General features: G+C 42.9%; 17 protein-coding genes and 1 other annotated feature. Of the genes, 13 read left to right on the forward strand and 4 right to left on the reverse strand.

The annotated features are described in order from the left end of the window. The coding region (locus tag ACTTK6_RS11410; RefSeq protein ID WP_462833484.1) for a transglycosylase domain-containing protein at window positions 1-3,425 on the reverse strand (3,425 nt) is incomplete at its 3' end. Window positions 3,426-3,537: 112 nt separating this feature from the next. After that, window positions 3,538-3,759, forward strand: a binding site (T-box leader). 86 nt (window positions 3,760-3,845) lie between these two features. Here ACTTK6_RS11410 and tyrS point away from each other — a divergent pair. Then, window positions 3,846-5,120, forward strand: a complete 1,275-nt coding sequence (gene tyrS / locus ACTTK6_RS11415; RefSeq protein WP_462833485.1) for a tyrosine--tRNA ligase — start codon at window positions 3,846-3,848, stop codon at window positions 5,118-5,120. Window positions 5,121-5,193: 73 nt separating this feature from the next. On the opposite strand, the gene rpsD is transcribed toward tyrS, so the two are convergent. The 3 genes from rpsD to hisJ form a co-directional block, all read right to left on the reverse strand. Next, a complete protein-coding gene (rpsD, locus tag ACTTK6_RS11420; RefSeq protein WP_079475743.1) occupies window positions 5,194-5,796 on the reverse strand; it encodes a 30S ribosomal protein S4 in 603 nt (200 codons plus the stop codon). Between the two features lie 329 nt (window positions 5,797-6,125). Beyond that, window positions 6,126-6,632 (reverse strand): GAF domain-containing protein, encoded by a 507-nt coding sequence (locus ACTTK6_RS11425; RefSeq protein ID WP_079475744.1) that lies wholly within the window; start codon window positions 6,630-6,632, stop codon window positions 6,126-6,128. A gap of 13 nt (window positions 6,633-6,645) precedes the next feature. Continuing rightward, window positions 6,646-7,467 (reverse strand): histidinol-phosphatase HisJ, encoded by an 822-nt coding sequence (gene hisJ, locus ACTTK6_RS11430; protein ID WP_079475745.1) that lies wholly within the window; start codon window positions 7,465-7,467, stop codon window positions 6,646-6,648. Window positions 7,468-7,733: 266 nt separating this feature from the next. Here hisJ and ACTTK6_RS11435 point away from each other — a divergent pair, with 266 nt between their 5' ends. The 12 genes from ACTTK6_RS11435 to ACTTK6_RS11490 all read left to right on the forward strand — a co-directional run bounded on the left by ACTTK6_RS11435 (window position 7,734) and on the right by ACTTK6_RS11490 (window position 24,703). Then, window positions 7,734-9,443 (forward strand): septation ring formation regulator EzrA, encoded by a 1,710-nt coding sequence (locus tag ACTTK6_RS11435; RefSeq protein ID WP_158219142.1) that lies wholly within the window; start codon window positions 7,734-7,736, stop codon window positions 9,441-9,443. A gap of 77 nt (window positions 9,444-9,520) precedes the next feature. Continuing rightward, on the forward strand, window positions 9,521-10,666 hold the full coding sequence (locus ACTTK6_RS11440; protein ID WP_462833486.1) for a cysteine desulfurase family protein: 1,146 nt from the start codon (window positions 9,521-9,523) through the stop codon (window positions 10,664-10,666). Further along, the gene (thiI, locus tag ACTTK6_RS11445) at window positions 10,663-11,868 is read left to right on the forward strand and encodes a tRNA uracil 4-sulfurtransferase ThiI (RefSeq protein ID WP_079475748.1); all 1,206 of its coding nucleotides are present in this window, start codon (window positions 10,663-10,665) and stop codon (window positions 11,866-11,868) included. Before ACTTK6_RS11440 ends, thiI begins: the two co-directional genes overlap by 4 nt. A 97-nt stretch (window positions 11,869-11,965) precedes the next feature. Next, window positions 11,966-13,591 carry an amidohydrolase gene (locus ACTTK6_RS11450; protein ID WP_462833488.1) on the forward strand — a complete coding sequence of 542 codons (1,626 nt, stop codon included), beginning with the start codon at window positions 11,966-11,968 and terminating at the stop codon, window positions 13,589-13,591. Beyond that, on the forward strand, window positions 13,591-14,589 hold the full coding sequence (gene sppA / locus ACTTK6_RS11455; RefSeq protein ID WP_462833489.1) for a signal peptide peptidase SppA: 999 nt from the start codon (window positions 13,591-13,593) through the stop codon (window positions 14,587-14,589). The genes ACTTK6_RS11450 and sppA overlap by 1 nt, the downstream gene beginning before the upstream one ends. A gap of 11 nt (window positions 14,590-14,600) precedes the next feature. Continuing rightward, a complete protein-coding gene (locus ACTTK6_RS11460; RefSeq protein ID WP_462833490.1) occupies window positions 14,601-15,161 on the forward strand; it encodes an RDD family protein in 561 nt (186 codons plus the stop codon). A gap of 31 nt (window positions 15,162-15,192) precedes the next feature. Continuing rightward, a complete protein-coding gene (tpx, locus tag ACTTK6_RS11465; RefSeq protein WP_462833491.1) occupies window positions 15,193-15,693 on the forward strand; it encodes a thiol peroxidase in 501 nt (166 codons plus the stop codon). Between the two features lie 437 nt (window positions 15,694-16,130). Beyond that, window positions 16,131-17,873, forward strand: a complete 1,743-nt coding sequence (locus ACTTK6_RS11470) for an ATP-dependent nuclease (RefSeq protein WP_462833492.1) — start codon at window positions 16,131-16,133, stop codon at window positions 17,871-17,873. Next, a complete protein-coding gene (locus ACTTK6_RS11475; RefSeq protein WP_462833493.1) occupies window positions 17,861-19,675 on the forward strand; it encodes a UvrD-helicase domain-containing protein in 1,815 nt (604 codons plus the stop codon). Before ACTTK6_RS11470 ends, ACTTK6_RS11475 begins: the two co-directional genes overlap by 13 nt. A 306-nt stretch (window positions 19,676-19,981) precedes the next feature. Further along, window positions 19,982-20,980, forward strand: a complete 999-nt coding sequence (locus tag ACTTK6_RS11480) for a class I SAM-dependent methyltransferase (protein WP_079475753.1) — start codon at window positions 19,982-19,984, stop codon at window positions 20,978-20,980. 29 nt (window positions 20,981-21,009) lie between these two features. Continuing rightward, window positions 21,010-22,203: an acetate/propionate family kinase gene (locus tag ACTTK6_RS11485; RefSeq protein ID WP_462833495.1), complete on the forward strand. Its 1,194-nt coding sequence runs from the start codon at window positions 21,010-21,012 to the stop codon at window positions 22,201-22,203. 121 nt (window positions 22,204-22,324) lie between these two features. Beyond that, entirely contained in the window at window positions 22,325-24,703 is a 2,379-nt protein-coding gene (locus tag ACTTK6_RS11490) for a Lon protease family protein (protein ID WP_462833496.1), read from the forward strand. Window positions 24,704-24,940: the final 237 nt, after the last annotated feature.

Below are 24,940 nucleotides of genomic sequence, written 5' to 3' on the forward strand. Positions count from 1 at the left end.
CCGCCGGAGCTGCCGCTGTCCCCGGAGCCGTCCCCGGAAGGAGCAGAAGAGGAATCCTCCGTGGACTCCTCTTCATCAGTGGATGCGCCGCCGGAGCTGCCGCTGTCCCCGGAGCCGTCCCCGGAAGGAGCAGAAGAGGAATCCTCCGTGGACTCCTCTTCATCGGTGGACGCGTCGCCGGAGCTGCCGCTGTCCCCGGTACCGCCCTCGGAAGGAGCAGAAGAGGAATCCTCCGTGGACTCCTCTTCATCGGTGGACGCGTCGCCGGAGCTGTCGCTGTCCCCGGAGCCGTCCTCAGAAGGGGCAGAAGAATCTTCTTCATTACTGCTGTCGTCAGAGGTTTCACTGTCGCTGCTTCCCTCTGAAGGGGAGGAGTCTTCACTGGATTCTTCTTCGTCTGTAGAGCTTCCGCCATTTTCTGTTTCATCCGTAGTATTCGATTCGTTTGTGCTTTCATCGGAGCTGTCATTGTTTGACGGCTCCTCAGAGTTGTCCTCAGATGTCCCTGAACTATCACTGGAAGAATCTGAAGAAGAATTATCTCCGCCTTCGCTTTCATTGTTTTCATCGGCACTGTTTTCTTCGTTACTGCTGCTGGAGCTGTCGTTAGCGCCAGAGTCACCAGAATTTTGATTATCGTTACCGTTATTTGAAGAATTATCACTGCCGTTATCTTCATCATTATTATCGTTAGAATTATTATTGTTGTTTCCGGAATTGTTGCTGTTGGCATCTTCATTGTTTTCGGAGCTTTCATTGCCGGAGTCGTTATTTCCATTGTTATTATTGGAGTCGCTATCGTCAGTCGAACCGCCAACGTCAACCCCGTTGGAATCGTTTGATTCCCTGCCGTGAGTGTCTACAGCACGAACGGTATATTCTCCATTTCCGTTGGTATCGAATTCCGTGGTTTCACGGTCGATAACATTGCCGGCCTTCTCGCCATCATTAAAGATGCGATAGCCAATCACATCGTTGTCACTAGAAGCTGACCAAGTAAGAGTGCCGCCATCATTGGATACCCCGGTGACCCTGGACGGATCTCTGTTATTTTCAGGAGCATCTTCATCCGGGACAACATTATCCCAGTCGTCCGGCAAATATTCCTGAACCTCTTCTTCATCGCCATCTAAAAGATAATTCTCATTTAAAGAAATGCCGTTTTCCATAAATTCAGAAGGAGTATCATCATAGCCAGGGTAACGATCTCCATCGATAGTTACATATTCAACTTCTTCGAGGCTGTCATCTTCTTCAGTCGGAGCGAATTCTTCATTGAGAATATCTTCATTTACCAGACCCGCTTCTTCACACAAATCAGTAGGCTGTTTGCCGGAAAGTCCACATATTTCTTCTGTAGAAATCCCCTCCGGCTCAGAGAATGTGTCTCCAGCACCGATTAAATCATCTTCAGTGTTAGAAGCGGCATTCATAACATCTGCCCAGATCTGCTGGGTTCTCTGCGAATAAGAGAGTCCCTGTGCGTCTTCAATGCTAATCTGTTCATTATACCCAAGCCACAAACCAAAGGTTACGTTGGGGTTGTAGCCCACAAACCAGGAGTCTATCTGGTTATTTGTGGTACCTGTTTTTCCAGCCCAATCACCGTCAATATTCAGGCGCTCGGGAAGAGAACTTGCTGTGCCGTCTGGGCCTAATACGTCTCGCAGAATATCTGTAATAAGAAAGCTCGTTTGTTCAGAAAAAGGATTGGTGGATTCTTCTTCATGCTCGAATACAGTTTCGTCTGTATTGTCGGTAATAGAAGCCACCATATAAGGCTCATGGTGCTCACCGCCGGCAGGGAAAGTTGTAAACGCACTTGTATTTTGTTCTACACTTACGCCGCGGCTTAGTCCGCCGATCGCAGTGGAAGTAGAAATGCCGTTTTCGACTACATTGCCCATGCCCAAATCAGTAAGGGCTTCTTCTCTTGTCGATTCGTCAAGCATATCAAATACCCGCACTGCCGGTATGTTACGTGATTCGGCTAAAGCGCTTCTGGCATCAATAAAGCCTTCATACTCTCCGTCAAAGTTGTTGAGTTCGTCATCGTCTCCTCCATATTCGGTAGGAATATCAAGCAGCGTCTGCCCGGGATGTAAAATTCCTTCTTCAATTGCCGGCCCATAATCAAGCAGTGGTTTCATTGTAGAACCGTTTTGTCTGCGCGTCTGGGTGGCATAGTTTAACGAGCTTGTTTCAAAATCGCGGCCACCGACGAAACTTAAAATAGCACCGCTGTTATTTTCAATCATCATGCCGCCGACCTGCTCTGCTTCGCCTTCTTTTTCAGGTCCGAAGTATTCATTGTCCTCTACGGCCTGCTGCATCGCATCATAGGTATCTTTATGAACCGTCAGTTCGATATCATAGCCGCCTTCAGAGACTTCCCGGCTTGCTTCCTGGTTATACTGCTGGATGGTCTCCTGGCGCTCTTCGTCTGATAAGTTTTCGAGCTGGACGTTATCTTCTGCAAGCATCTGCTTACGCATAATTTGCGTTGCCCGGCGCTGGGTTTCGTTAATCAGGTAAGGGTACTCCTGGGCTACTTCTTCTTTTGGCTCAGCAAGATTGCTGCGGATATCATAGTTCATTGCTTCATCAAATTCTTCCTGAGAAATGGAGTCTATCTCAAGCATATTATGCAAAACTTCATTTTTACGGTTCAAACCTGCAGAAAGGTCATCTTTAACATCTCCATTACTTTCAAATGGAGTGTATGTGTATGGGTTTTGTGGAAGACCGGCAATATAAGCAGACTGGGCGATATTCAGTTCAGAAGCATCAACACCGAAGATTCCCTGTGCGGCTGCCTGAGCCCCTGCAATATTTTCTCCATTGGCATTCCGGCCGAACGGGACAATGTTCATATAGGCTTGAAACAGTTCATCCTTAGTGAAATAAGTCTCCATTCGCAAGGCCAAAGCAACTTCTTTGGCTTTTCGTTCAAAGGATACCTCTCTGGTCAGCAGCTGGTTTTTAACAATCTGCTGAGTTAATGTCGAACCGCCCGTTTGAGTAGAGGAATTTGTTACCTCCTGATATGTAGCGCGCATTAATGATTGAGGATTAATCCCGTTGTGCTCGTAGAAAGCTCTGTCCTCTGTGGATAAAAAGGCGTTCTGAAGGTTGGTTGAAACATTATCGAGTTCTACCCGCTGCCTCTCCAATTCCGAAGGCAGTTCTCCTAATTGCTCCCCACTGGCAAAATGAACGGTGCTATTTTCGGCGTAGCTATATATTGATTCCTGCATTTCTTCTTCCGTGTAAGCTTCCTGCCCTTTAACCAAAGAGGCGAAAAAGCCTGCACCGATTGACCCGATAAATACAAAGGCTAGAATAAAAACAATAAATAGGGTTAGAAATGAAAGACCAACAATGCGTAAGGTGTTTCTTGAGCTTGTTTGGTCGTGACGCCCCATAATTAATACGATCTCCCTTCTCTATGTAGCTTTGTCTATGGATTCATACATTGACAGTTTTGAAAGTCTTGTGCTAAAAATAAAAGAGCGCAAACTTGAAAACAAACTATAACATACAGCTATGAAGGATGAAAGTAACCATAGGACCTACAGTCACAGAGAGTCGACGTTTGCTGAAAGTCGACCTGCAGCCTTTGGCGAATTACACATCCAGAGCTTCTTTCAGGTCTTTTTTACCAAAGACCTGAAACGGTGTAATGCATCGTTATCAACATGAAGCCGGGAAGCGTATGCTTCCAATAAGGGTGGTACCGCGGTCATCATCGTCCCTTTTCGTTTTCAAAACGAAAAGGGACTTTTTATGTACCTACACTTATATATCCAAGTTGTGAGTGTTCTTAAACCAGAAAGGGGAAAGTTATGGGCATTTGGGAGGAATTAGAAGAAAGAGGGCTTGTGAATCAGGTGACAGAAAGAGAGGGACTTAAGAATCAGTTAAACAACGGCCAGCTTCGTTTTTACTGTGGTTTTGATCCTACTGGAGACAGCCTGCATATTGGCCACCTGCTGACTATTATTTTAATGCGCCGGATGCAGCTTCATGGGCATCAGCCGATTGCGCTTGTAGGCGGGGGAACAGGTATGATTGGGGACCCGAGTGGAAGAAATGCAGAACGCTCTCTGAACGAACCGGAAATTGTGGAAGGTTTTTCGCAAAAAATTCGAAGCCAGCTCGAAAAATACCTTGATTTTGAGGGTGCGTACGGTGCAGAAATTGTGAACAACCACGACTGGCTTGGGAGCATGACCCTGATTAGCTTTCTAAGAGATTTCGGGAAGCACTTCAGCGTCAATTACATGCTTGCGAAAGAATCAGTGGAGTCCCGGATTCAGGAAGGAATTTCTTTTACTGAATTCAGTTATCAGATCATGCAGTCAATTGATTTTTACTATTTGTACAAAAATCATCAGTGTACGCTTCAAATCGGTGGCAGTGATCAGTGGGGAAATATTACTGCTGGTCTAGAGCTGATACGTCGTTTGGAACATGAAGACGCGGAAAAATCTCCTGCTTACGGTATGACTATTCCTTTGGTGACCAAAGCCGACGGCACGAAATTTGGAAAAACAGCCGGGTATGCGATATGGCTCGATCCTGAAAAAACGTCTCCATACGAAATGTATCAATTTCTACTTAATACGGACGATCGTGATGTATTAAAGTTTATACGCTATTTTACGTTTATTGATCAGAAAGAAATGAAAGAGCTTGAAGAAAAAATGCAAACAGCGCCTGAAAAACGAGAAGCCCACCGAAGGCTGGCGCAGGAAATCACCTCGTTTGTCCACGGCCGGGAAGCACTGAATCAGGCTGAAAACATTACGAAGGCTCTTTTTGGTGGAGGAAAGCTGACAGCACTTACAGCAGATGAAATAGCCCAGGGCTTTAAAGATGTACCATCGTACACGATGGAAGCAGAAGAACAAAATCTGGTGGACCTGTTGGTTCAGTCCGGCATAGCTGGCTCAAAACGGCAGGCCAGAGAAGATGTGCAAAACGGAGCCATATATATTAACGGTGAAAGGGAACAGCGTACAGAAAAAACGGTAGCGAATGATGATTTGATTGATAACCGTTTTATTATTATGCGCCGGGGTAAAAAGAAATATTTTCTAATTTTAAAGCACGGTTGATAAAACTCAATTCTAACCACGCATAAAATACAAAAATCCCGTGCAGACGTTAGTCTGCACGGGATTTTTACTATTAACGAGAGTAGTACTCAACGATAAGTGCTTCGGAAATTTCCGCAGGAAGCTCAGAACGTTCAGGATAGCGGCTGTAGGTACCCTGAAGGTTATCAGCGTCAAACGTAAGGTATTCCGGGACGAAAGAATTTGCTTCAATTGCGTCCTGGATAGCGCTCATGTTGCGGGATTTTTCACGAACACTGATGGTTTTTCCAGGCTCTACACGGTAAGACGGAATATCTACACGATTACCGTCTACAGTGATGTGGCCGTGGTTAACCAGCTGGCGTGCGCCGCGGCGCGTGCGGGAAAGACCGAGACGATAAACAAGGTTATCGAGACGGGATTCAAGTAAAATCAGGAAGTTTTCGCCGTGTACACCAGGCAATTTGCCAGCGATATTAAATGTGCGCAGAAATTGGCGCTCATTTAAGTTGTACATGAAGCGGAGTTTCTGTTTTTCCTGCAGCTGCACACCGTATTCAGATAATTTTCTGCGCTGCGTTGGGCCATGCTCTCCCGGCGGGTAAGGGCGTTTTTCGAGTTCTTTTCCTGTACCACTGAGAGAGATGCCGAAGCGGCGGGACTTTTTCCAGGTTGGACCTGTATAGCGTGCCATAATGGCATCCTCCTCTATAAAAACAAATTTTGGTATAAAAACACTGTTGGCGAATCTCCCGTCATGCTCATTTTACCCTCGTATGTCTTCGCCCCGACAGCTAGGGGTTACGCAACACACCTTGCAAGGAGCAAGGAGCAAAATGGAAAGCACATGCCAGGCTTGCCCAGGCTGTCTTTTACACAACCGTCATTATAACTTTTGACAGTTATCAAGTCAATACGTTTAAACTGAAAAGAAGTGCGTGAAATGAATTGACGGTTTCTGAGGAAATCAAAAATACCGGGGGTGCTTAAATTGAACACCCCCGGTTGTTTGGAACGGGAAGATTAATTTCCAGATGGAAACAGCCCTTTTTCAATTTCATCGGCAAACTGGCGTAAAAAGAATGCTTCTTGTTCGGAAAAACGGTTCAGGACCGGACTGTCAATGTCGAGCACGCCGTATACTTCCTTTTCAGGAGTGAACAGCGGGACCACTACTTCCGACTGGCTGGCAGCGTCGCAGGCGATGTGGCCGGGAAAGGCATGGACATCCTCGACGCGGACCGTCTGTTTTTTCTCATAAGCAGTACCGCAAACGCCCTTGCCCGGGGTGATGCGGTTGCAGGCAGGGAGTCCTTGAAACGGTCCGAGTACCAGTTCATTTTCTGCCTCGCTCCAGATATAGAAACCCACCCAGTTGACGTTAGATAAAAATTGATTAAGCAGCGCGGAAGCATTAGCCAAATTGGCGGTCGGGTCATTTTCTCCGGAAAATAAAGCTTTCGCCTGCTGACATAAAGTATGGTAGCTTTTTTCTAAAGACGTGTCGTAAGAAACTGGTTGAAAAGACATAAATATCCCTCTTTTATTGTTGTAATTGTCCTTCAGTGAGAACTGAAATATCTGTGCTTCCTGCTAATAATCCTGAAGAGGCGTGGGCATCGGAACCATACACAAGAGGTATCCCCATTTCCGCTGCAGTCTGAATTACGGATGGATGCGGATACGGCTCGAGGCAGCGATGTTTCGTTGTCCCGGCGCCGTTTACATCAAGTTCAAAGCCCCGGAGTTTAATTTCCTGCAAAATAGATTCGATAGTGTCTCTAACAAGGAAATCATGATCGTAATTTTTATGAAATTTACGAATGAGCGTCATATGGCCAATTCTTTTTGGCGCGTATTTTCCAAGGGGGGTCCGGATAGAGCGGAGCACGGCGTCGTAATACAATTCCGCTGCCTTTTGCGGTGACCCGGAAAGACGTACGTAACGATCAAAGTGACTTGGAGAAAAATCTATACATATATACTCGCTATTTATTTTAATGAAATGAGAAGAGAGAATGCAATCATCAAGCTCAGAGCCGTAAGTGTCCATAAATGTCTCTGTATTTTTCTCGAATCCTTCAATAAAATCTACTTCCAGCCCTTTTTTGATAATAATGTCATTAATATATTCTAATTGAAGATCGTTTAAGACATCTAAATACTGATCGAGCTTTTCGATCGGCATGGCGCTGTCTTTATCAGGCACAGGGTCGGTAAAGCCTTCAGGCAGAGGAGCATGCTCAGTAAAACTAATCGTTTTTATTCCATTGTTAATACAAGCTTCAATATAGGTATGAAACGAGTCTTTGCTTCCATGCGGGCAGAACGGAGTATGGATATGGCCGTCACGGGTGATTGGCATAGGTACAATTTCCCCTTTTTGTGGAAAATATAATGAAAAATCGAATGTTGTAGATAAGGAAATAAGGAAAATAGATTTTCTCAAAATTTTCTTTATCGTCATATAACAATCAGTGCGTTTACATGTTATCATAAGTTAAAGCAAACATAATTGAAAAAATATTTTGTTTACATTCATTTCTACTAAAGTATGAGATAAGTATAACCCATAACGTGTAAATTATTGAAAAACAAGGATGCACAGCGGGAAAAACTGGAGTGAGGAATTTGGCGACAACAATTGTAATTATAGTTCTGGTTATTATTATCGCCGCGTTTGTTATATACGGAGCATGGGGACGCAGACGCATTTACAGGGAAGTAGACCGCCTGGAGGACGCGAGGGCGAATATGGCTGACCAGCCTGTGGCTGAAGAAATCGCGAGAGTCAAGGGCATGACGATGTCGGGAGAAACAGAAGAAAAGTTTGAATCGTGGCGTAAAGACTGGGATGAAATTGTAGGAAAGCATCTGCCGGATATTGAAAAGGCCCTTTACGATGCCGAAGAAAAAGCAGATAAGTATAAATTCAATCAGGCTTCGGAAATTACTACTGCTGTCGATACGCAGCTTGCCAGTATTGAAGAAGAGATCAACAACATTTTCCTTGAAATAGAAGAGCTAGTACATAATGAATCTGAGAACCGCCGGGGCATTGAAGAGTCCGAACAGAAATACGAAGAAATAAAACGGTTTGTCTCCCAAAACTGGCATACACTGGGCAGGACTGCGCCGCTTTTTGACCAGCATATGCGCGATCTCCAGTCTTCTTTTGAAGCTTTTTACCAGGCGGTGGAACAAGGAAATCAATTTGAAGCGAAGCAGCTTAGGCAGGGGCTCGATGAAGATTTAAAACGCGAAGAAGCATCGCTGTATGCAGTTCCGGATATGCTTGCTAAAGTACGGCGGCGCCTACCCGAGGAATGGAAATCCCTGCGTGCAGGCCTCTATGAAATGGAAGATCAGGGGTATGCGATGGGTGCATTTGCTTTTGAACAGCGGCTGAATGAAAATGAAGCGGAAGCTGAACAATTGCAGGCCCGCATTGAGAATCTTGACCTGGACGGTGTGGCAGAACGGCTCACTGAAATGGACGCTTACAACGAAGAAGTGTACCGTATTCTTGAAGAAGAAGTGGAAGCCCGCGCAGAGGTCGAACGGCTGCTGCCGAAGGCTCATGAAGGACGGGATCAGTTATCTACGCGGATGCAGACGCTATTGGTGGAAAAAGAATTTATTGAAGCCAATTATCGTATCCCGCCGGAATCCGAACAGTTGATTGCTTCATCAAAGCGACAGGTTGATGGGATAAGAAAAAGCGTATTACAATTGCAGGAGCAAAAAGAAACCAAAGAACATTCTTATACACATATTGAGATGGAATTAAAACAAACTCTTGAAAAACAGGAAGAAGTAGAAGCAGGAATCCAGGAAGCAGAAAACCAGCTTGGCGTACTTCGGAAAGACGAGACTCAGGCAATGGAAACTCTTGAGGAACTAAAACGCCAAAATCGCATTGAAGAAATGAGAATGCAGCGAACAAGACTGCCCAAGCTTCCGCCGATACTGCTGAATGAAAAAGAATCGGCAAACGACAAGATCGCCCATGCCACTGCAGCCCTTTCCGAGACTCCGCTTGAAATGGCCCAGGTGCGCGATTCGGTGGCCCAGGCAGAAGAAAGCGTCCGTACAGTTTCCACCATGCTTCGGCGCATGGAAGAGCAGGCGCTGATGACGGAGCGTATCATTCAACGAGGGAATTTATATCGCATGAATGCTCCGGATCTCGACCAAAGCCTGAAAGAAGCAGAAAGTGCTTTCCGCAAAGGTCAGTATGAGAATGCGCTGCAGGTGGCTTCGTCGTCTGTGCGGGAAGTGGATGACCGGTTCGTTACAGAAGTGCTGCAGGAATCTAACGTACAGCTGACAGAAGCATAATCGACAAGCAAATAGCTAAGAAGCCTGAACTCAGGCTTCTTTTTTATGATGTTAATGAATGCTGGGAGGAATTTGAAATGTATTTTGATAATAGTGCGACGACCCAGCCCTACGAAGAAGTGCTGAGCGCATACAAAAAAGCGTCCGAAAGCTATTTTGCCAATCCCTCGTCTTTTCACCACAAAGGTGGCGAGGCTGAACGTCTGCTTGAATCTGCGAGAAGCCAGATTGCCCGAGAACTAGGCGTAGAGGCAAAATGCTGCTTGTTCACAAGTGGTGGTACAGAAGGGAACAACATAGTGATAAAAGGGGCCGCAGCCTCGAGGAAAAATATTGGGCGCCACATTATAACTACAGCCGTCGAACATCCGTCAGTGATGGAAAGCTGTGTCTATCTAGAAGAAAAAGGGTATCGAGTTACATACCTGCCGGTGGACAGAGAAGGACGCATCAGCGTTGAAGAGGTGCGCAGGGCGCTGAAGCCGGATACTATTCTTGTTACAGTTGGACACACGAACAGCGAAATCGGAACGGTACAGCCCATAGAAGCTATTGGAGAAATGCTTACGCACTATCCTAACGTTTATTTTCATACGGACTATGTGCAGGGGGCAGCTAAAAGCCCGCTAAATATTGAGAAAGCAGGGCTGGACTTTGTCACTGTTTCAGCTCATAAATTTCACGGATTGAATGGAACAGGAATGCTGTATAAGCATCCAAGAACAACGCTTGAGCCATTAATGCATGGAGGCGGGCAGGAAAACGGGCTTCGCTCAGGAACAGAGAATATCGCAGGAGCAGCAGCTATGGCCAAAGCGCTTCGCTTAGCGAAAGAAAATTATGCTGCAAACAGCAGGAGAATTGAAGAATTAAAGAAATGGACTGCTGCACGGCTGAAGAAAAGCGGCGGAGTGCTCAATTCGCCTGTTTCACGAAGCTCCCCTTTTATATTGAATGTTTCCTTCCCCGGTATCAAACCAGAAGTGCTCGTTGAAGCACTAGCGGGGAGAGGCGTTTCCATTTCTACCAAAACGGCATGCGCATCGAAAAACTCAGAGCCTTCTGCGGTTGTACTTGCTGTTACAGGGGAACAAAAACTAGCGGAGAGTGCGGTGAGAATAAGCTTCTCTGCGGATACACAGAAGCAGGAAGCTGATTATTTATGCAGCATATGTGAAGAGATATTGCCACAGTTAAAAAAGGTTATGGAGGAACAGCAATGAGAGAAGAGTATTTATTAATTCGTTTCGGAGAGCTTGCTTTAAAAGGTAAAAATCGAAAAGAATTCGAGCGTCAATTAAGGGAAAACATTGACCATGCGGTGAAAGGCTTTCCGAGCTGCGAAGTAAGGCGGACATACGGGCGTATTGCGGTAAACCTGCTCGGCGAGCCTGCTGAAAAAGTAATTGAGGCAGTAAAACCGGTATTTGGCATATCGTCAATCAGCTATGCAAGAAAGGCAGATCTAACAGAAGAGGAAATACAGCAGACGGCCCATCAAATGTTTTCGGAATACGAGGGCAGGAAAACAACCTTCAAAGTAGAAGCAAGAAGGTCCAACAAAGATTTTCCCATTCATTCGACAAAGCTTGCCCCGAGTGTTGGCAGCTATATTCTTCACCATACTGAGGAAGTCGAAGTGGACGTTAAAGACCCGGATGTCACCGTGGAAATTGATGTGCGCGAACAAGGGGCGTACGTCAGCTGCGGGCGGATCCCTGGAGCGGGAGGGCTGCCGACAGGTACAAGCGGAAAAGTAGTGAGTATGCTTTCGGGCGGTATTGATAGTCCGGCTGCTGCATATTTAGCCATGAAACGGGGAGTGACGATCGAGGCTGTTCATTTTCATAGCCCGCCGTATACAAACGAACGGGCGAAACAAAAAGTAGAAGACATCGTTCGGGCCCTTAGCCGGTTTGGTGGAAATATCAATCTCCATGTGGTGCCTTTTACCCGGGTTCAGGAAGCTATCCGGAGCCAGGTGCCGGACGATCATACAATGACAATTACAAGGAGGGCCATGCTTGAAATCGTCACAAAAATAGCAGAGCAGGAAGGCGCCAAAGCAGTAATAAACGGGGAGAGCCTGGGACAGGTAGCGTCACAGACGCTTGAGAGCATGAATGTCATTAATCAGGTCACGAATATGCCGGTACTGCGGCCGTTAATTGCTATGGACAAAGAAGAGATCATCAGCATCGCAAAGCGTATAGGCACATATGATATTTCCGTACGGCCGTATGAAGACTGCTGTACCGTATTTCAACCGGAAAGCCCGGCGACCAAACCGAAAATTGGTTTAGTCTATAAGTATGAAAAACGTTTAAATAAAGAAGAGCTGTTTAATGAGGCGGTAGCTGAAACGAAGACTATCTCTTTGTCTAACGTAAAAAGTGAAAAAGAAGAATTTGAAGACCTTCTTTAAAGTATTTTTTTATTTAAAAGTATGGTATAAAATGGAATTTTATAAGCCCTGAAACAAAACGGGCCTTCGCCCGTAAAAAGGAGAGGCGGTTAATGCTGTGAAAACACTTTGGTATAACGGAAATATTTATACGATGGAAAAAGAAGGAGAGCAGGTGGAGGCAGTCTTAACTTCAGATGGCGCCATTGAAAAAGCAGGCAGCCTGTCAGAGATAGAAAAAGAGCTGAAACGTCCATCTAGCCGCCGGGTAAATTTAAATGGAAGCACGATGTATCCGGGATTTACCGACAGTCATTTACATATGATCGGGCTGGGAGAAACGATGATCCAGCTGGATTTGTCAGAGTGCACATCTGCAGAAGAAATGGCGGCACTAATTAAGCAGAAAACAAAAGAAATTCCTGCCGGAGAGTGGGTCATCGGAGAAGGGTGGAACGAAAACAATTTTCCGGACCGGAAAATTTTCCACCGGGAGGAGCTTGATGATTTAGTGCCCGGCCATCCATTGCTTTTGACCCGGATATGCCGCCACGCAGCACTGGTTAATACACGCGCCCTGGATGCGGCTGGTATTGATAAAGACACCCCGGACCCTGAAGGAGGCATTATTGTTAAATCGAGGCAAGGAGAGCCTACAGGTTATCTGCTGGACCAGGCAGCCGATTTAGTGAAAAATGAAATACCAGAGGTTTCCGAAGAATACCTTCACGATGCACTCGGGAAGGCGGTTCGCTATATGCATCAGTGCGGACTGACCGGTGGCCATACTGAAGACCTTAATTACTATGGCGGGTTTACGAGAACATTGAATACGTTTAGAAATATTTTGGCAGACACTTCTTTTCGGGCCCATCTTCTCGTGCATCACGAAGTATTTCCAGATTTTATACAGCAGGGTCATGCTTATGGACTCCTTGAAAACAACCTGGAGCTAGGTGCCATGAAAATATTTGCAGATGGAGCACTTGGCGGGCGCACGGCCCTTCTCAGCCGGCCTTACAATGATGCTCCTGAAACGGCCGGAGTGGCCATTCATTCGAGAGAAGAGCTAAAGCAGCTGGTTGCGGATGCCCGAAGGGAAAATATGCCGGTGGCCGTTCACGCTATTGGCGATTTGGCTTTGGAATATGTAATTGATGCTTTAGAAGCCTGGCCTGTGCCGGAAGGAGTAAGAGACCGGATCATTCACGTCCAGATCGCAAGAAAGGATTTGGTGGAAAGGTTAAAGGCTTTGCCGGTGGCGCTTGATCTGCAGCCCCGGTTTGTGCTTTCGGACTTCCCCTGGGTGGAGGAGCGTCTCGGTAAAGAAAGGCTTTATTATTCCTTTGCGTGGAAAACGCTTCTTGATCAGGGCATTGTCTGCGCAGGCAGTTCAGACGCGCCTATTGAATCGGTGGATCCGAGAACCGGGATTTATGCAGCAGTGGCCAGAAAAAACCCGGGGGAGAAGCATGATGGATATAGACCGGAAGAAAAATTGACTCCTTACGAAGCGGTGGATCTCTATACCGGCGGCAGCGCAAAAGCGATCAGCCGGGAGCATGATTTGGGGAGAATCGCCCCCGGTTACAAAGCAGACTTTACAATACTCCAAAACGATCTGTTTCAAATTGAACCAGAAGAGATATTAACAACTGAAGTGGAAGCAACCGTTGTAGGGGATGAAGTCGTCTTTTACCCGGAAAAAAGCAGTATTGAAATTATTAACGAGAGTGAGGAATAATGATGAATGCAAAAAGATGGTTTGCTTTACTGGCGGCAGCGGTGCTTCTTATCGTTTCCCTGGGTGCCCAGACAGCTTTTTCACTGTGGAATACAGTATCGAACCAGGCGCAAAATCAGCAGAATCAGGAAAACATAGTAAAAAGGGGTTCTTCGGATAACCGAATAGCCATGCTTGATGTAGAAGGAACGATTCAATCCTCAAGCGGCTCGGGAGCTTTTTCCGGCGAAGGATATAACCATGAAGAGTTTCTGAACAACCTGGAAGAAGCCGGGTCAAGCGCAGACGTGGACGGCATTATTATTAATGTGAACAGCCCGGGCGGAGGAGTTGTTGAAAGTGACGAGATTCACGATGCCGTCGTTGAGGTACAGGAAGAAGAAAATAAACCTGTGTATGTATCAATGGGAAATACGGCGGCTTCCGGAGGCTACTACCTGGCGGCGCCTGCAGACAAAATTGTCGCTCACTCGGCTACTATTACGGGATCGATAGGGGTAATTATGTCCTCCCTGAACTACTCTGAATTAGCTGAAAACCTGGGAATTGATAGTGTAAACATAACCAGCGGCGAATTTAAAGACATTGGCTCCCCTACAGAAGAAGTTACGGAAGAAGACCGTGAAATTATGCAGGGAATCGTTGACGATATGTACGAAGACTTTTTGCAGGTCGTGATCGATGGAAGAGGCTTTAGTGAAGAAAAAGCACGGAATTTAGCTGACGGCCGTATCTATACTGGTGAGCAGGCAGAAGAAAACGGACTGATCGACGAGCTTGGAACGACGGAGGACACCATTTCCATGATGGAAGAAGATCTTGAACTGGGGGATGCTACGGTGGAACGTTACACTTCAGACGGATTCAGCTGGCAGTCGCTGCTGCAAAATACTGTGCAGGGAATGTTCATTTCTGATGAAAAGCTGCTTGGGCTTCAGGAATTGCTTAAATCAGTCGGAAGCGCCAGCCCGCGGCCAATGTATTTGTATGAAGGATAGGAGGGATTACGATGACCACGACTACAAACGGCCGCTATCCGGAAGATGAGCAGGGAACGGAACAAAAGGACCCGGCAGAAAGCAACCGTGGCGGTAATTCCTTATATGAGAAGCCGGCCAAACAAAATTCCCGCGAAAGTGATGGCACGAACGAAGATCTGTTCGCGGGATTTTGGATGCGCTTTTGGGCATACCTTACCGATTTGATAATTCTTTTTTCGTTAAACGGCCTTCTTCTTTCTCCTTTTTACTTTACTGGAGAAGGAGAAATCTGGGGATTTATCACTTTATACGCTGTGTGTAATGCGATAATTACCTACGGCTATTTTGTGTTAATGACAAAATTTTATGGCCAGACACTCGGCAAAATGATTTTCGGGCTGAGAGTTGTCCGGGTGAACCGGGAAAAATTAAAATGGTCTGACATTATTTTCAGGGAAGTTGTTCTGCGCTTTGCTTACCGAAGCCTCGTTATTACAAATCTGGCGTATATTGTGGTAGCCTTCACACCACAAAAGGCAGGCATCCATGATATGATTGCGGACACGAGGGTTATTCATTCAAGAAAATAAGGCCCGAGGATAATAGTGAAGGAGGAGTAAGATGACAGCAGTAACATTTAAAGAAAAACCTGTAACACTTGTAGGAGGCAGAGTAGAAGTCGGAGACAGCGCTCCCGATTTCACTGTACTTGCTAATGACATGACTCCGGTATCGCTAAGTGATGCTTCTGGTAAAGTAAGGTTGATCAGCGTAGTGCCTTCCATTGATACCGGTGTCTGCTCGCAACAAACACGGAAATTTAACGAAGAAGCTGCTTCGCTTGAAAATGTAGAAGTATGGACTATCAGCTGTGACCTTCCTTTTGCCCAGCGGCGCTGGTGTGCTGCAGAAGGTATTGAAAATGTGCGGGTGCTCTCCGACCACAAAGATCTGGATTTTGGAAAACAGTTCGGCCTGGTAATGGACGAGATGAGACTGCTGGCGCGTTCTGTAATTGTAGTAGATAGTGAAGGAAAGGTTTCTTATAAGGAGATCGTTTCAGAAGGAACGAACCACCCCGATTATAAGGCGGTATTAGACAAAATCCCTTATATTAAATAATTGATAAAATTACTGTTAGGTTATCCCCTAAAAGAACCACCGCTCTAGATTTGAGCGGTGGTTCTTAGTTTATTAATATAAGCATTCTAATAAACTGTAAATAACTTTTATTGAAAAGGTATTTTCAATAAAGATAAAAACAATATAGATGTTAAAGTGAAATTTTAACGCTTAGTTAGCCTCTTTAAAGTTTTATCATAATCTGTTATTAATTGGTTATAAATTATATCGTACTCGCTTTCTTTCAAGTTATAATAAAATCTATAAGCTTTTATTTTTTTAATAGCAGCCAAATTTAATCTTGAATGCGAAACGTCGCTTAATTTCTTTAAAGCAAACTTTTTCATTATTCATTCCTTTTTCATTCTTATTATGTTGCTTGGATAAAAATTTGTCGAAAAAATAGTTGACCTTACTATTATAGGGAGAGCGATTAGTTGTATATAGAAAAGTTGTTTATAGAAAATTATAGAAATTTAGATGATTTAGAAATTAAATTTCAAAAAGAAATTACATTTATAGTGGGCGAAAATAATTTAGGGAAATCCAATGTACTCTCATTAATCAACACTATTTTTAATTTTCCATCATTCAAATTAGAAGATTTCTCGAATAAAGAAAGGGAAATAAACATTCATTTGTCACTGATATTAGATGATGAGGAAAAAGGTATGTTTGATGATTTTTTTGATCCTGAAAATAATAATAGATTGAATTTAATTGTTTCACAAGAGTCACCAGACGAAAATATTGAATTTAAACATGCAGAATCTGAAATGAAGTTATCAAATAATATTTTGAAAAAAGTTCTACAAATTAATTATAACTCTTCTGTTAGAAATCCTGCTAATGAATTGAACTTTGAAAAGGGTAGAGGCACAGGGAAATTTTTAAAATTTATAATAAAACAATATAAAGAAGCTGTTAATGCTAATGAACTAGATTATGTAAATCAAGAAAAATTGAACGAACTTACGGAGTATACTAACGATATAATAAAAAAATTAAATAGCTTTAATGGTTTTGATATTAAGGCAAGTATACATAATGAAGCTGAAGATTTACTATCAAGAATTTTGGTACTAACGGATTCAGAAGAACTTGATGTGCAAGCAAGTGGTCACGGAGTACAATATTCTTTAATTATAGGGTTGGCTATACTTGAGAGATTAAGTAGTTTAAATTCAAAAAAATTAAACGAAATGCTATATAAGAATGCTATTGATGATAACGCATTGTCTACAATATTTACATTAGATGAGCCAGAAATACATTTACATCCATATATGCAACGTTCGTTAATTAAAAATGTATTCAACATTGTTCATAATGGAGATTCTAATTTCACAAGTTTACTTGAAAGCCTTTTTAATATTGGAGAACTTAATGGGCAAGTAATAGTCGTTACTCATTCGCCTAATATTTTGTTGAATAATTATAAACAAATAATTAGATTTCACAGAAAAAACGATAAACTTGAGGTTTTTAATGGCTCAAAGATAGATTTAAATAAAAATATTGAAAAGCATTTGATGATGAATATGCAATTTATAAAAGAAATGTTCTTTTCACAATATGTGGTTATAGTAGAAGGGGATAGTGAATATGGAGCAATGGATATTTTTGCAAATCAATTAGGTATTGACTTAGATAGTAAAGGAATAAGTGTACTCAAAGCTGATGGAGCCAACTCAATAGTTCCCTTGATTATGTTATTAAAACGTTTTGGTATAAATAGTGTAGGCGTGATGGATAAAGATAAATATGGTGATGGTAGAAAATTTGTTGAATTTAAAAATTTATTTTCCACCCAAACTAAAGATTTCGAAGAAGAAATATTTGATACTTGCGAAGAAAAAGATAGGTTAGACGTTATATTTGATTTAGTTCAAAAAAACGACAGCAAGGGTTTGAATCGTGTAATTCAAAAGGGTAAATTAGAACATACCGCCAAATCGTATCAGATTGAACTAAGCGACATTGATATTAAAGACTACAGTTTTGATGAGATAAGAGATGATAGGGTTTTACTAAAATTAATGTTTTTAGCATGGGGAGATCTTAATAAATCAGTAATTTTAGGAAGAGAAATTGCTTATGATTTGAACTCAGAATTAATACCAAGCGTTTACAGGGAGGCATTAGAAGCAGCGGAGGGAGGCTTTTCATGGGAAGAATAGAAACAACAAATAAAATAAATGAAATACATTCTGATGATGAAAACCAATTAAATGCAATATACTCTAATTCTAAACGTTTGATAATAGAGGCACCAGCTGGTTATGGAAAAACCAAAACAATAATAAGTAAGGTTGCTTATAATTTAAATCACAGTGAAAGTGAAAATAATAAAAAAATTCTCATTTTATCTTTCAGTGTGAATGCGGCTTCTAAAATACGAGAAAATGTAAAAGAGCAAGTTCCAAACTTGTTGGACGGAAAATCAAACAAAGTACTTAATAAATTGGCTATCTCAAATTATCATGGTTTATGTCGTAGTATTTTAAGAAAATATGGTTATCTTCTTCATAAAAATTTTAATCAGATAGAAGACATGGTGAGCATAGACGAAAATCGCGCAAAATTAACAGAACTAGTAGAAAATGAGTTGGATTTAGAAATTTCAGAAAAAGAATTATTAATTTCTTTTAATCAATGTTTGAAAACTAATAACATAGATAAAAGATACATTAAAGAAAATTATAAAAAATATGTAGAAATAGTTTTGAATAAGTTAGTTGGTAATTTCTATATACCTTATAATGCTTTTTTAATACTAACAGTTTATCTTTTTTATCGTTATAAAGAAATTAAATATTTTTACCAAAATTATTTTCAAATGATTATTGTAGATGAATTTCAAGATACTAATAATTTAGGATTTTTATTGCTCACTCAATTAGTTAGTGAAGAAAATAAACTAGTTCTTGTAGGGGACCCTTTACAAAGAATCTACGGATTTATAGGAGCGGTTCCAAATTTAATGGAGATATGTAAGAGAAAATTCAACATGGAAGAGATAACTCTATTGAATAATTATAGATTTAGAGGCAATCCTAAAATGTCGCAACTAGAAAAAATTATAAGAAACAATGCAAAGGATTTTCTTCAACCAACTGAACAAAGAGAGGCTAGTATTCCTTTATTATTTGCCGAAGATCAAAGTACTGAAGCAGATGAAATAATAACTAAAGTAATGAATTTACAAGAATCTGAACCTGATAAACGTATTGTAATACTAACTAGGCAAAAATCTAAAAATATGGATCTGATAATTGATAGATTAAAGAATAGACATTTGCCTTATTTTTACGCTCTTTACAGTGATGAAGATTCCGAATACATAAATTTTCATTTAGATTGCAAAAACTTATTAATTTCTTTTCAAACTACTCAAGTTAATGTTACAGAAAAATTTAGAGAAAAGTTTTTGATTGAAATAAAACAACAATACGAATCAAACAATAGCAATATTATAAACTCACTCATTAAACTTTTGGAGGTATTTTTAAAAAGGTTTAGTAATGAATTTAAAACTATTTCTAACGATAAGAAGATAGAAATGCTATTTGAAACCTTTTCAAATCGTACTTTGAAAAATAATTTAGAATATGTGGATGAATCCTTGGTTATAACAACTGTACATGCTTCAAAAGGATTAGAATGGGACTATGTTTTTTTGCCTGATATGGAGCAATATGGCTTTCCCAATTCCCCGGGTTTTTGTAGACAGTGTGAAATACAAGCTAAACTTAATTACAAAGACGGTATAAACTGTACTCCTGATGTGAATAAATTCAGTGAAGAGCATAAAAAAAGTTATTTAGAAGAATTGAGTGTATTTTATGTAGCAGTGACTAGAGCGAAGAAAAAAATTTTTTTTAGTGTAAGTAGAAAAAGAATAAATAGTTATGGGGAAGTCAAAAGAGGTTATTTAAGCTGTTTTTTAAACTTAAAAGGTTTATCCCATGAAAATTTTTGATGAAATTATAAATTATATGCTTAGTCGCACCGTAAATTCAATGTGAATAAGTTATTAATAAAAAAACGGTTTTAACCACATGAAATTATGGTTCCCTGATTATGAAGCAGCAATTAACGCGGCTAATAATACAGACTAAGGAAGAAAATGGCGCCTGCAAAGGCGTCATTTATTTTGTGCAGATACCAGGGAAGTGATTGTGCTTTTTTCTGTTTTCATTACTTCTCTTTACAGAACACATCTGCTATACTGGCGTATTGTAAAGCGAGAGCGGAGAAGCACTACGCTGCAGAAGGAGGGCTTGTCATGACCGAAACGACACCGGTGGAGCAATTATTTGAATTGCTGGATGACCTTACGAAAACGATACAGCAGGAGCTGAGCATAACGTATTTAGAAGCGATAGCCGAAGCCGGGGAAGATATCTTTCAGGGCACAGTGGTTCAGCGTATATCTGCCGAGGAAAAAGAACGCCTCGAGCAAAGCCTGGAAGAGAAAATGCCTGAAGCAATGGAACAGGAAGATATCCGCAAAGCATTTCAGCTTGCCTTGATTAAAGGAATGAAGCAATCCGTGCAGCAGCACCATGCTATTACCCCGGATGCCGTGGCTATTTTCATGGGATATTTAGTCGACAAACTAATGAATGGCCGTAAAGAGTTTGTAATCGCAGACCCAGCCGTAGGCACAGGGAATCTTCTCTCAGCTGTATTAAATCAACTGACGGAAAAAAATATTGAAGCATACGGTTCGGAAGTTGACGAAACGTTAATCAAGATTGCCTATACGCTGGCGAACCTCCAGGAACATGCTGTTCAGCTGTTTCACCAGGACAGTATTGAACAATTTGGCGCTTCCGCTCCGGATGTAGTGATGAGTGACCTTCCAGTCGGTTACTACCCGAAAAACCAAATTGCCGAATTGTACCAGATGGGCAGTACGGACGGAAAATCCTACGTGCACCACCTGCTTGTGGAGGGGATGATGAACCGGCTGAAGCCAGGAGGTTTTATGGTACTTCTCATCCCCAACAATTTGTTTGAAGATGAAAAAGCAGCGGAGCTTCAGGCGTATGTGAAAAGACATGCGCATACACTCGGGCTTCTTCAGCTCCCCGAAACAATGTTTCAGGCTAAAGAAGCCTCCAAAAGCATATGGATGCTTCAAAAGAAAAGTCCTGAGGTAAAGCAGCCAGGTCAGGCGCTATTGGCAGAACTGCCGTCGTTCAGCCGCCAGGAAGCTCTTCAGGATATGATGAAGCGAATTAATGACTGGTTTGTACAAGAGGGGTTTATCAATAAATAAAGAGAGTAATGTTTAGGAGTGGAGAAAGAATGTCTACCATTATTGCTATTAATGCGGGGAGCTCCTCGCTGAAATTTCAGCTTTTGCAAATGCCTGAAGAAACAATTATCACTAAAGGGGTCGTCGAACGGATTGGCCTGGAGACGCCTTTTATTACGGTAGAAGTAGAGGGAGAAAAGAAAACCGAATACCCATCACTGCAAAATCACGAAGAGGCTGTGAAAGCTTTACTGAACTCATTAACAAAATATGATGTAATTACCGACGTGAATGATATTGAAGGGGTAGGCCACCGGGTAGTTCACGGAGGAGAAACCTTTTCAGATTCTGTCCTTATTACAGATCAGGTGCTGAATGAACTCGAAAATGTAAGCGAACTGGCACCGCTTCATAATCCGGCCAACATTGTCGGTATTAAAGCGTTCCGTGATATTCTTCCGGACGTTCCCTCTGTAGCGGTGTTTGATACAGCGTTTCACCAATCGATTCCGAAAGAAAAGTACCTGTATGGTGTTCCTTATGAATACTATGAAAAATACGGCGTGCGTAAATACGGTTTTCACGGAACTTCTCATAAGTATGTCAGCCAGAGAATGGCAGATTTAATGGACCGTCCGCAAAATGACCTAAAAATTATATCGTGCCATATCGGAAACGGTGCCAGTATAACAGCCGTGGATCACGGTATTTCGGTCGATACCTCAATGGGCTTTACACCGCTTGCCGGCGTGATGATGGGAACTCGTTCGGGCAACATTGATCCCGCCCTGATTCCTTATTTAATGGAAAAAACCGGCCAGACAGCTGCAGAAGTTATTGATACACTGAATAAGAAAAGCGGGCTGCTCGGCGTAAGCGGCGCATCCAGTGATTTGCGGGATGTCGTTCAGCAGGCGGAGGAGGGCAGTGAAAGAGCCCAAACCGCTCTGGATGTTTATCTGACCCGGATGCATAAATATATTGGTACTTATGCAGCCAGTATGGATGGTGTTGATGCAGTTATATTCACTGCTGGTGTAGGGGAAAACAGCGCACTGGTTCGTGAAAAAGTCATGGAAGGCCTTGAATTCATGGGCATCCAAATTAATAAAGAGAAAAATGGACAGGCTTCGGGTGAAACTTTCATCCAGTCGGACTCTTCACGCGTGGCTGTGGCAGTAGTTCCTACTGATGAAGAAGTTATGATCGCCCGCGATACCGTCCGGCTCGGTCAAATCCAATAAGTAAGAGGCAACTCCTGTTTCGATGAAGCAGGAGTTTTTTGCAAAATATATGATATTTCTGCATATATTCTCTGTATAATGGGAAATAAGGAGTAACAGTACTTTGAAAGGAGACAGATATATGCAAACAGCCGAAATGCGCTGCAAACTTCCTGTCTCAGCATTAGCGGAGCGCTGCGACCCGCGCATGTTTTCCTTTCATACGACGAAAGAATTAACAGACAGGACTCAGGGAATGATTGGACAAGAGCGTGCAGTGAAAGCTATGGAGATGGGTTTGGATATTCAGGAAGAAAACTATCACATGTTTTTAACCGGGGCGAGCGGCCTTGGAAAAACGACATACGCCCGCAGAAAAGCAAAAGAAGCAGCGGAAAAAAGACCGGCGCCGGCTGACTGGATTTATACATATTCTTTTGAAGACCCCCGGAGGCCGAAGGTAATAAGCCTGCCCGCCGGCATGGCTGTGCCGTTTGCTAAAGATATTAAAGAGCTAATTGAGGATCTGCAGGAAGAGATCGCGACGACGCTGCGCAGTAAATCATTTGAACGGAAAAAAGTAGCTATGGCGGAAAAGCACGAAAAAGCAATTAATGAACACTGGGAGAAGCTTGAAGAGGAAGCCTCTGTGAAAGGATTTGCTCTCGAAAAAACAGAAGAAGACATCGTTGCAGTTCCGCTTAAAGAAGACGGGGAGCCTCATAGTGATGAAAGCTATAACGAGCTTTCAAAAAGCCGGCAGGACTATATAATGGAAGAGTCACAGACGATTACCAGACAGGTAAATGACTTTTTGAGGCAAAGGCAGGTGGCAAAGCGTGTTTTAAGACGCCAGCTCAGGGAAGCAGACGAGCAGATGGTGCAAACATCCATTCAAGGTTTTATTGCGACTTTAAAGGACGAATATATCAATGAAAGCTTACATAATTTTTTGTCGGACATGGAAAAAGACATTATTCAGCACTGGCAGGAATTCCTACCTGTAAAAGAAACGCAGGAAGGCCGGCCGCCTGTATCGACTTTTTCGTTCCGTCGTTATGAAATTAATATTTTAGTGGATAATAGTGATACTTCCGCAGCGCCTGTCGTTTATGAGTCTCACCCGACATATGTCAATTTGTTCGGGAAAGTGGAAATTGGCCGCAACGGGGGGAGTCCTACGGATTTTTCCCATATTAGAGGCGGCGCTCTTCATAGGGCAAACGGCGGTTTTTTAATACTGCATGCTGCCGAATTGATGTCCCATCCGTTTGCATGGAAAGCATTGAAAAGAGCTATGCGGATGGGCTATATCCGGCTTGAGACCCCCTATGAGGATTCCGATATATTTGCAAGCACTTATTTGGAACCGGAGCCAGTGCCTTTTCAGGCAAAGGTTCTCCTGGTCGGGACCAATGCGTTATACCAAAAATTGCAAAAAGAAGATGAAACATTCCGCAAGCTTTTTAAAGTAAAAGTGGATTTTACTACTATGATGGAGCGGACGAAAGAAAACATATGGCAGTACGCCACTTTTTTGGCCTGTTTTTGTGAAAATAAACGGCTGCGCCCCCTGGCATCAGAAGCAGTAGCAAGACTCATTGATTACAGCACCAGGGAAGCAGGACACCAGCGCAAGCTCTCCATTAAATTTCACGAAGTAACATCTCTATTAATTGAAGCGGATTATTGGGCAGCGCAGGAACAATCGGCTATTATTGAACAGGCCCATGTGCACGCTGCTTTAAAAGAAACAAACTATCGGTCGGCTCAGCCTGAAGCGGCTATTCACGAGTCGATCGAGGACGGAACAATCAATATCGCGACGAGCGGAGAAAAAGTTGGCCAGATCAACGCGTTGGTTGTTGCTCATACAGGAGACTATTCATTTGGTTACCCGACTCGCGTTACGGCGCGAACGTATGCCGGAAGCGGAGGCATCGTTAATATCGACAGGGAATCCCAGCTCACAGGTGCTTTTCATACGAAAGGCCTCCATACGCTGACGAGCTATCTGCAGGCAGAGTTTGCAAGCGACCGGCCGCTGCCGCTTGCAGCAAGCATTACTTTCGAACAATCCTATCATTTGGTAGACGGTGACAGTGCTTCAAGCACGGAACTGTATGCTCTCCTGTCTTCTCTGGCTGAAGTGCCTCTCCGCCAGGATATTGCCGTAACTGGAGCTGTTAATCAGTTCGGTGATGTGCAGGCGATTGGAGAAGTGAACGAAAAAATTGAAGGATTTTATTATGTATGCAAAAAGCAGGGACTCACAAAAACTCAGGGTGTAATTATACCGACGCAGAACGCTAAGCACTTAATGCTTCGAAATGAAATTAGGCGGGCAGTGGAGGCCGGTGATTTTCATATCTGGGCGGTGAACACGGTGAAGGAAGGCATGGAAATACTTATGAGTGAACATGCCGGTGAGGTAGGAGAAAATGGATTTTACGCTTCTAACACTGTTTACGGTAATGTGCAGCAGCGTTTAATGGAAATGGCAGAAAAGCACCAGGAATAAATGCAGCAGAGAGGCCTGCTTAGGCGTCTCTGCTTATTTGTGTGTTTATCCGGCTGGTTAACAGAAGTATACAAAGTCGTTTCTGATTCATGCATGCACATACATCAGATTGCATGTTATAGGGCGGATAACGCATAAAATATCAAAAAAATAAATTTTTATACTAAAAAATTGTATTTTCCGGTTGCAAATTCTTTGTGGGCTTGTTAAAGTAATGAAAGAAGTTGAATACAGTAA

The sequence above is a fragment of the Marinococcus salis genome, assembly GCF_054971365.1.

Coding starts and splice junctions, on each gene's coding strand:
- tyrS (WP_462833485.1), top strand. CDS start 3,846: ATGGGCATTTGGGAGGAATTAGAAGAAAGAGGGCTTGTGAATCAGGTG.
- rpsD (WP_079475743.1), bottom strand. CDS start 5,796: ATGGCACGCTATACAGGTCCAACCTGGAAAAAGTCCCGCCGCTTCGGC.
- ACTTK6_RS11425 (WP_079475744.1), bottom strand. CDS start 6,632: ATGTCTTTTCAACCAGTTTCTTACGACACGTCTTTAGAAAAAAGCTAC.
- hisJ (WP_079475745.1), bottom strand. CDS start 7,467: ATGCCAATCACCCGTGACGGCCATATCCATACTCCGTTCTGCCCGCAT.
- ACTTK6_RS11440 (WP_462833486.1), top strand. CDS start 9,521: ATGTATTTTGATAATAGTGCGACGACCCAGCCCTACGAAGAAGTGCTG.
- thiI (WP_079475748.1), top strand. CDS start 10,663: ATGAGAGAAGAGTATTTATTAATTCGTTTCGGAGAGCTTGCTTTAAAA.
- sppA (WP_462833489.1), top strand. CDS start 13,591: ATGATGAATGCAAAAAGATGGTTTGCTTTACTGGCGGCAGCGGTGCTT.
- ACTTK6_RS11460 (WP_462833490.1), top strand. CDS start 14,601: ATGACCACGACTACAAACGGCCGCTATCCGGAAGATGAGCAGGGAACG.
- tpx (WP_462833491.1), top strand. CDS start 15,193: ATGACAGCAGTAACATTTAAAGAAAAACCTGTAACACTTGTAGGAGGC.
- ACTTK6_RS11475 (WP_462833493.1), top strand. CDS start 17,861: ATGGGAAGAATAGAAACAACAAATAAAATAAATGAAATACATTCTGAT.
- ACTTK6_RS11480 (WP_079475753.1), top strand. CDS start 19,982: ATGACCGAAACGACACCGGTGGAGCAATTATTTGAATTGCTGGATGAC.
- ACTTK6_RS11485 (WP_462833495.1), top strand. CDS start 21,010: ATGTCTACCATTATTGCTATTAATGCGGGGAGCTCCTCGCTGAAATTT.
- ACTTK6_RS11490 (WP_462833496.1), top strand. CDS start 22,325: ATGCAAACAGCCGAAATGCGCTGCAAACTTCCTGTCTCAGCATTAGCG.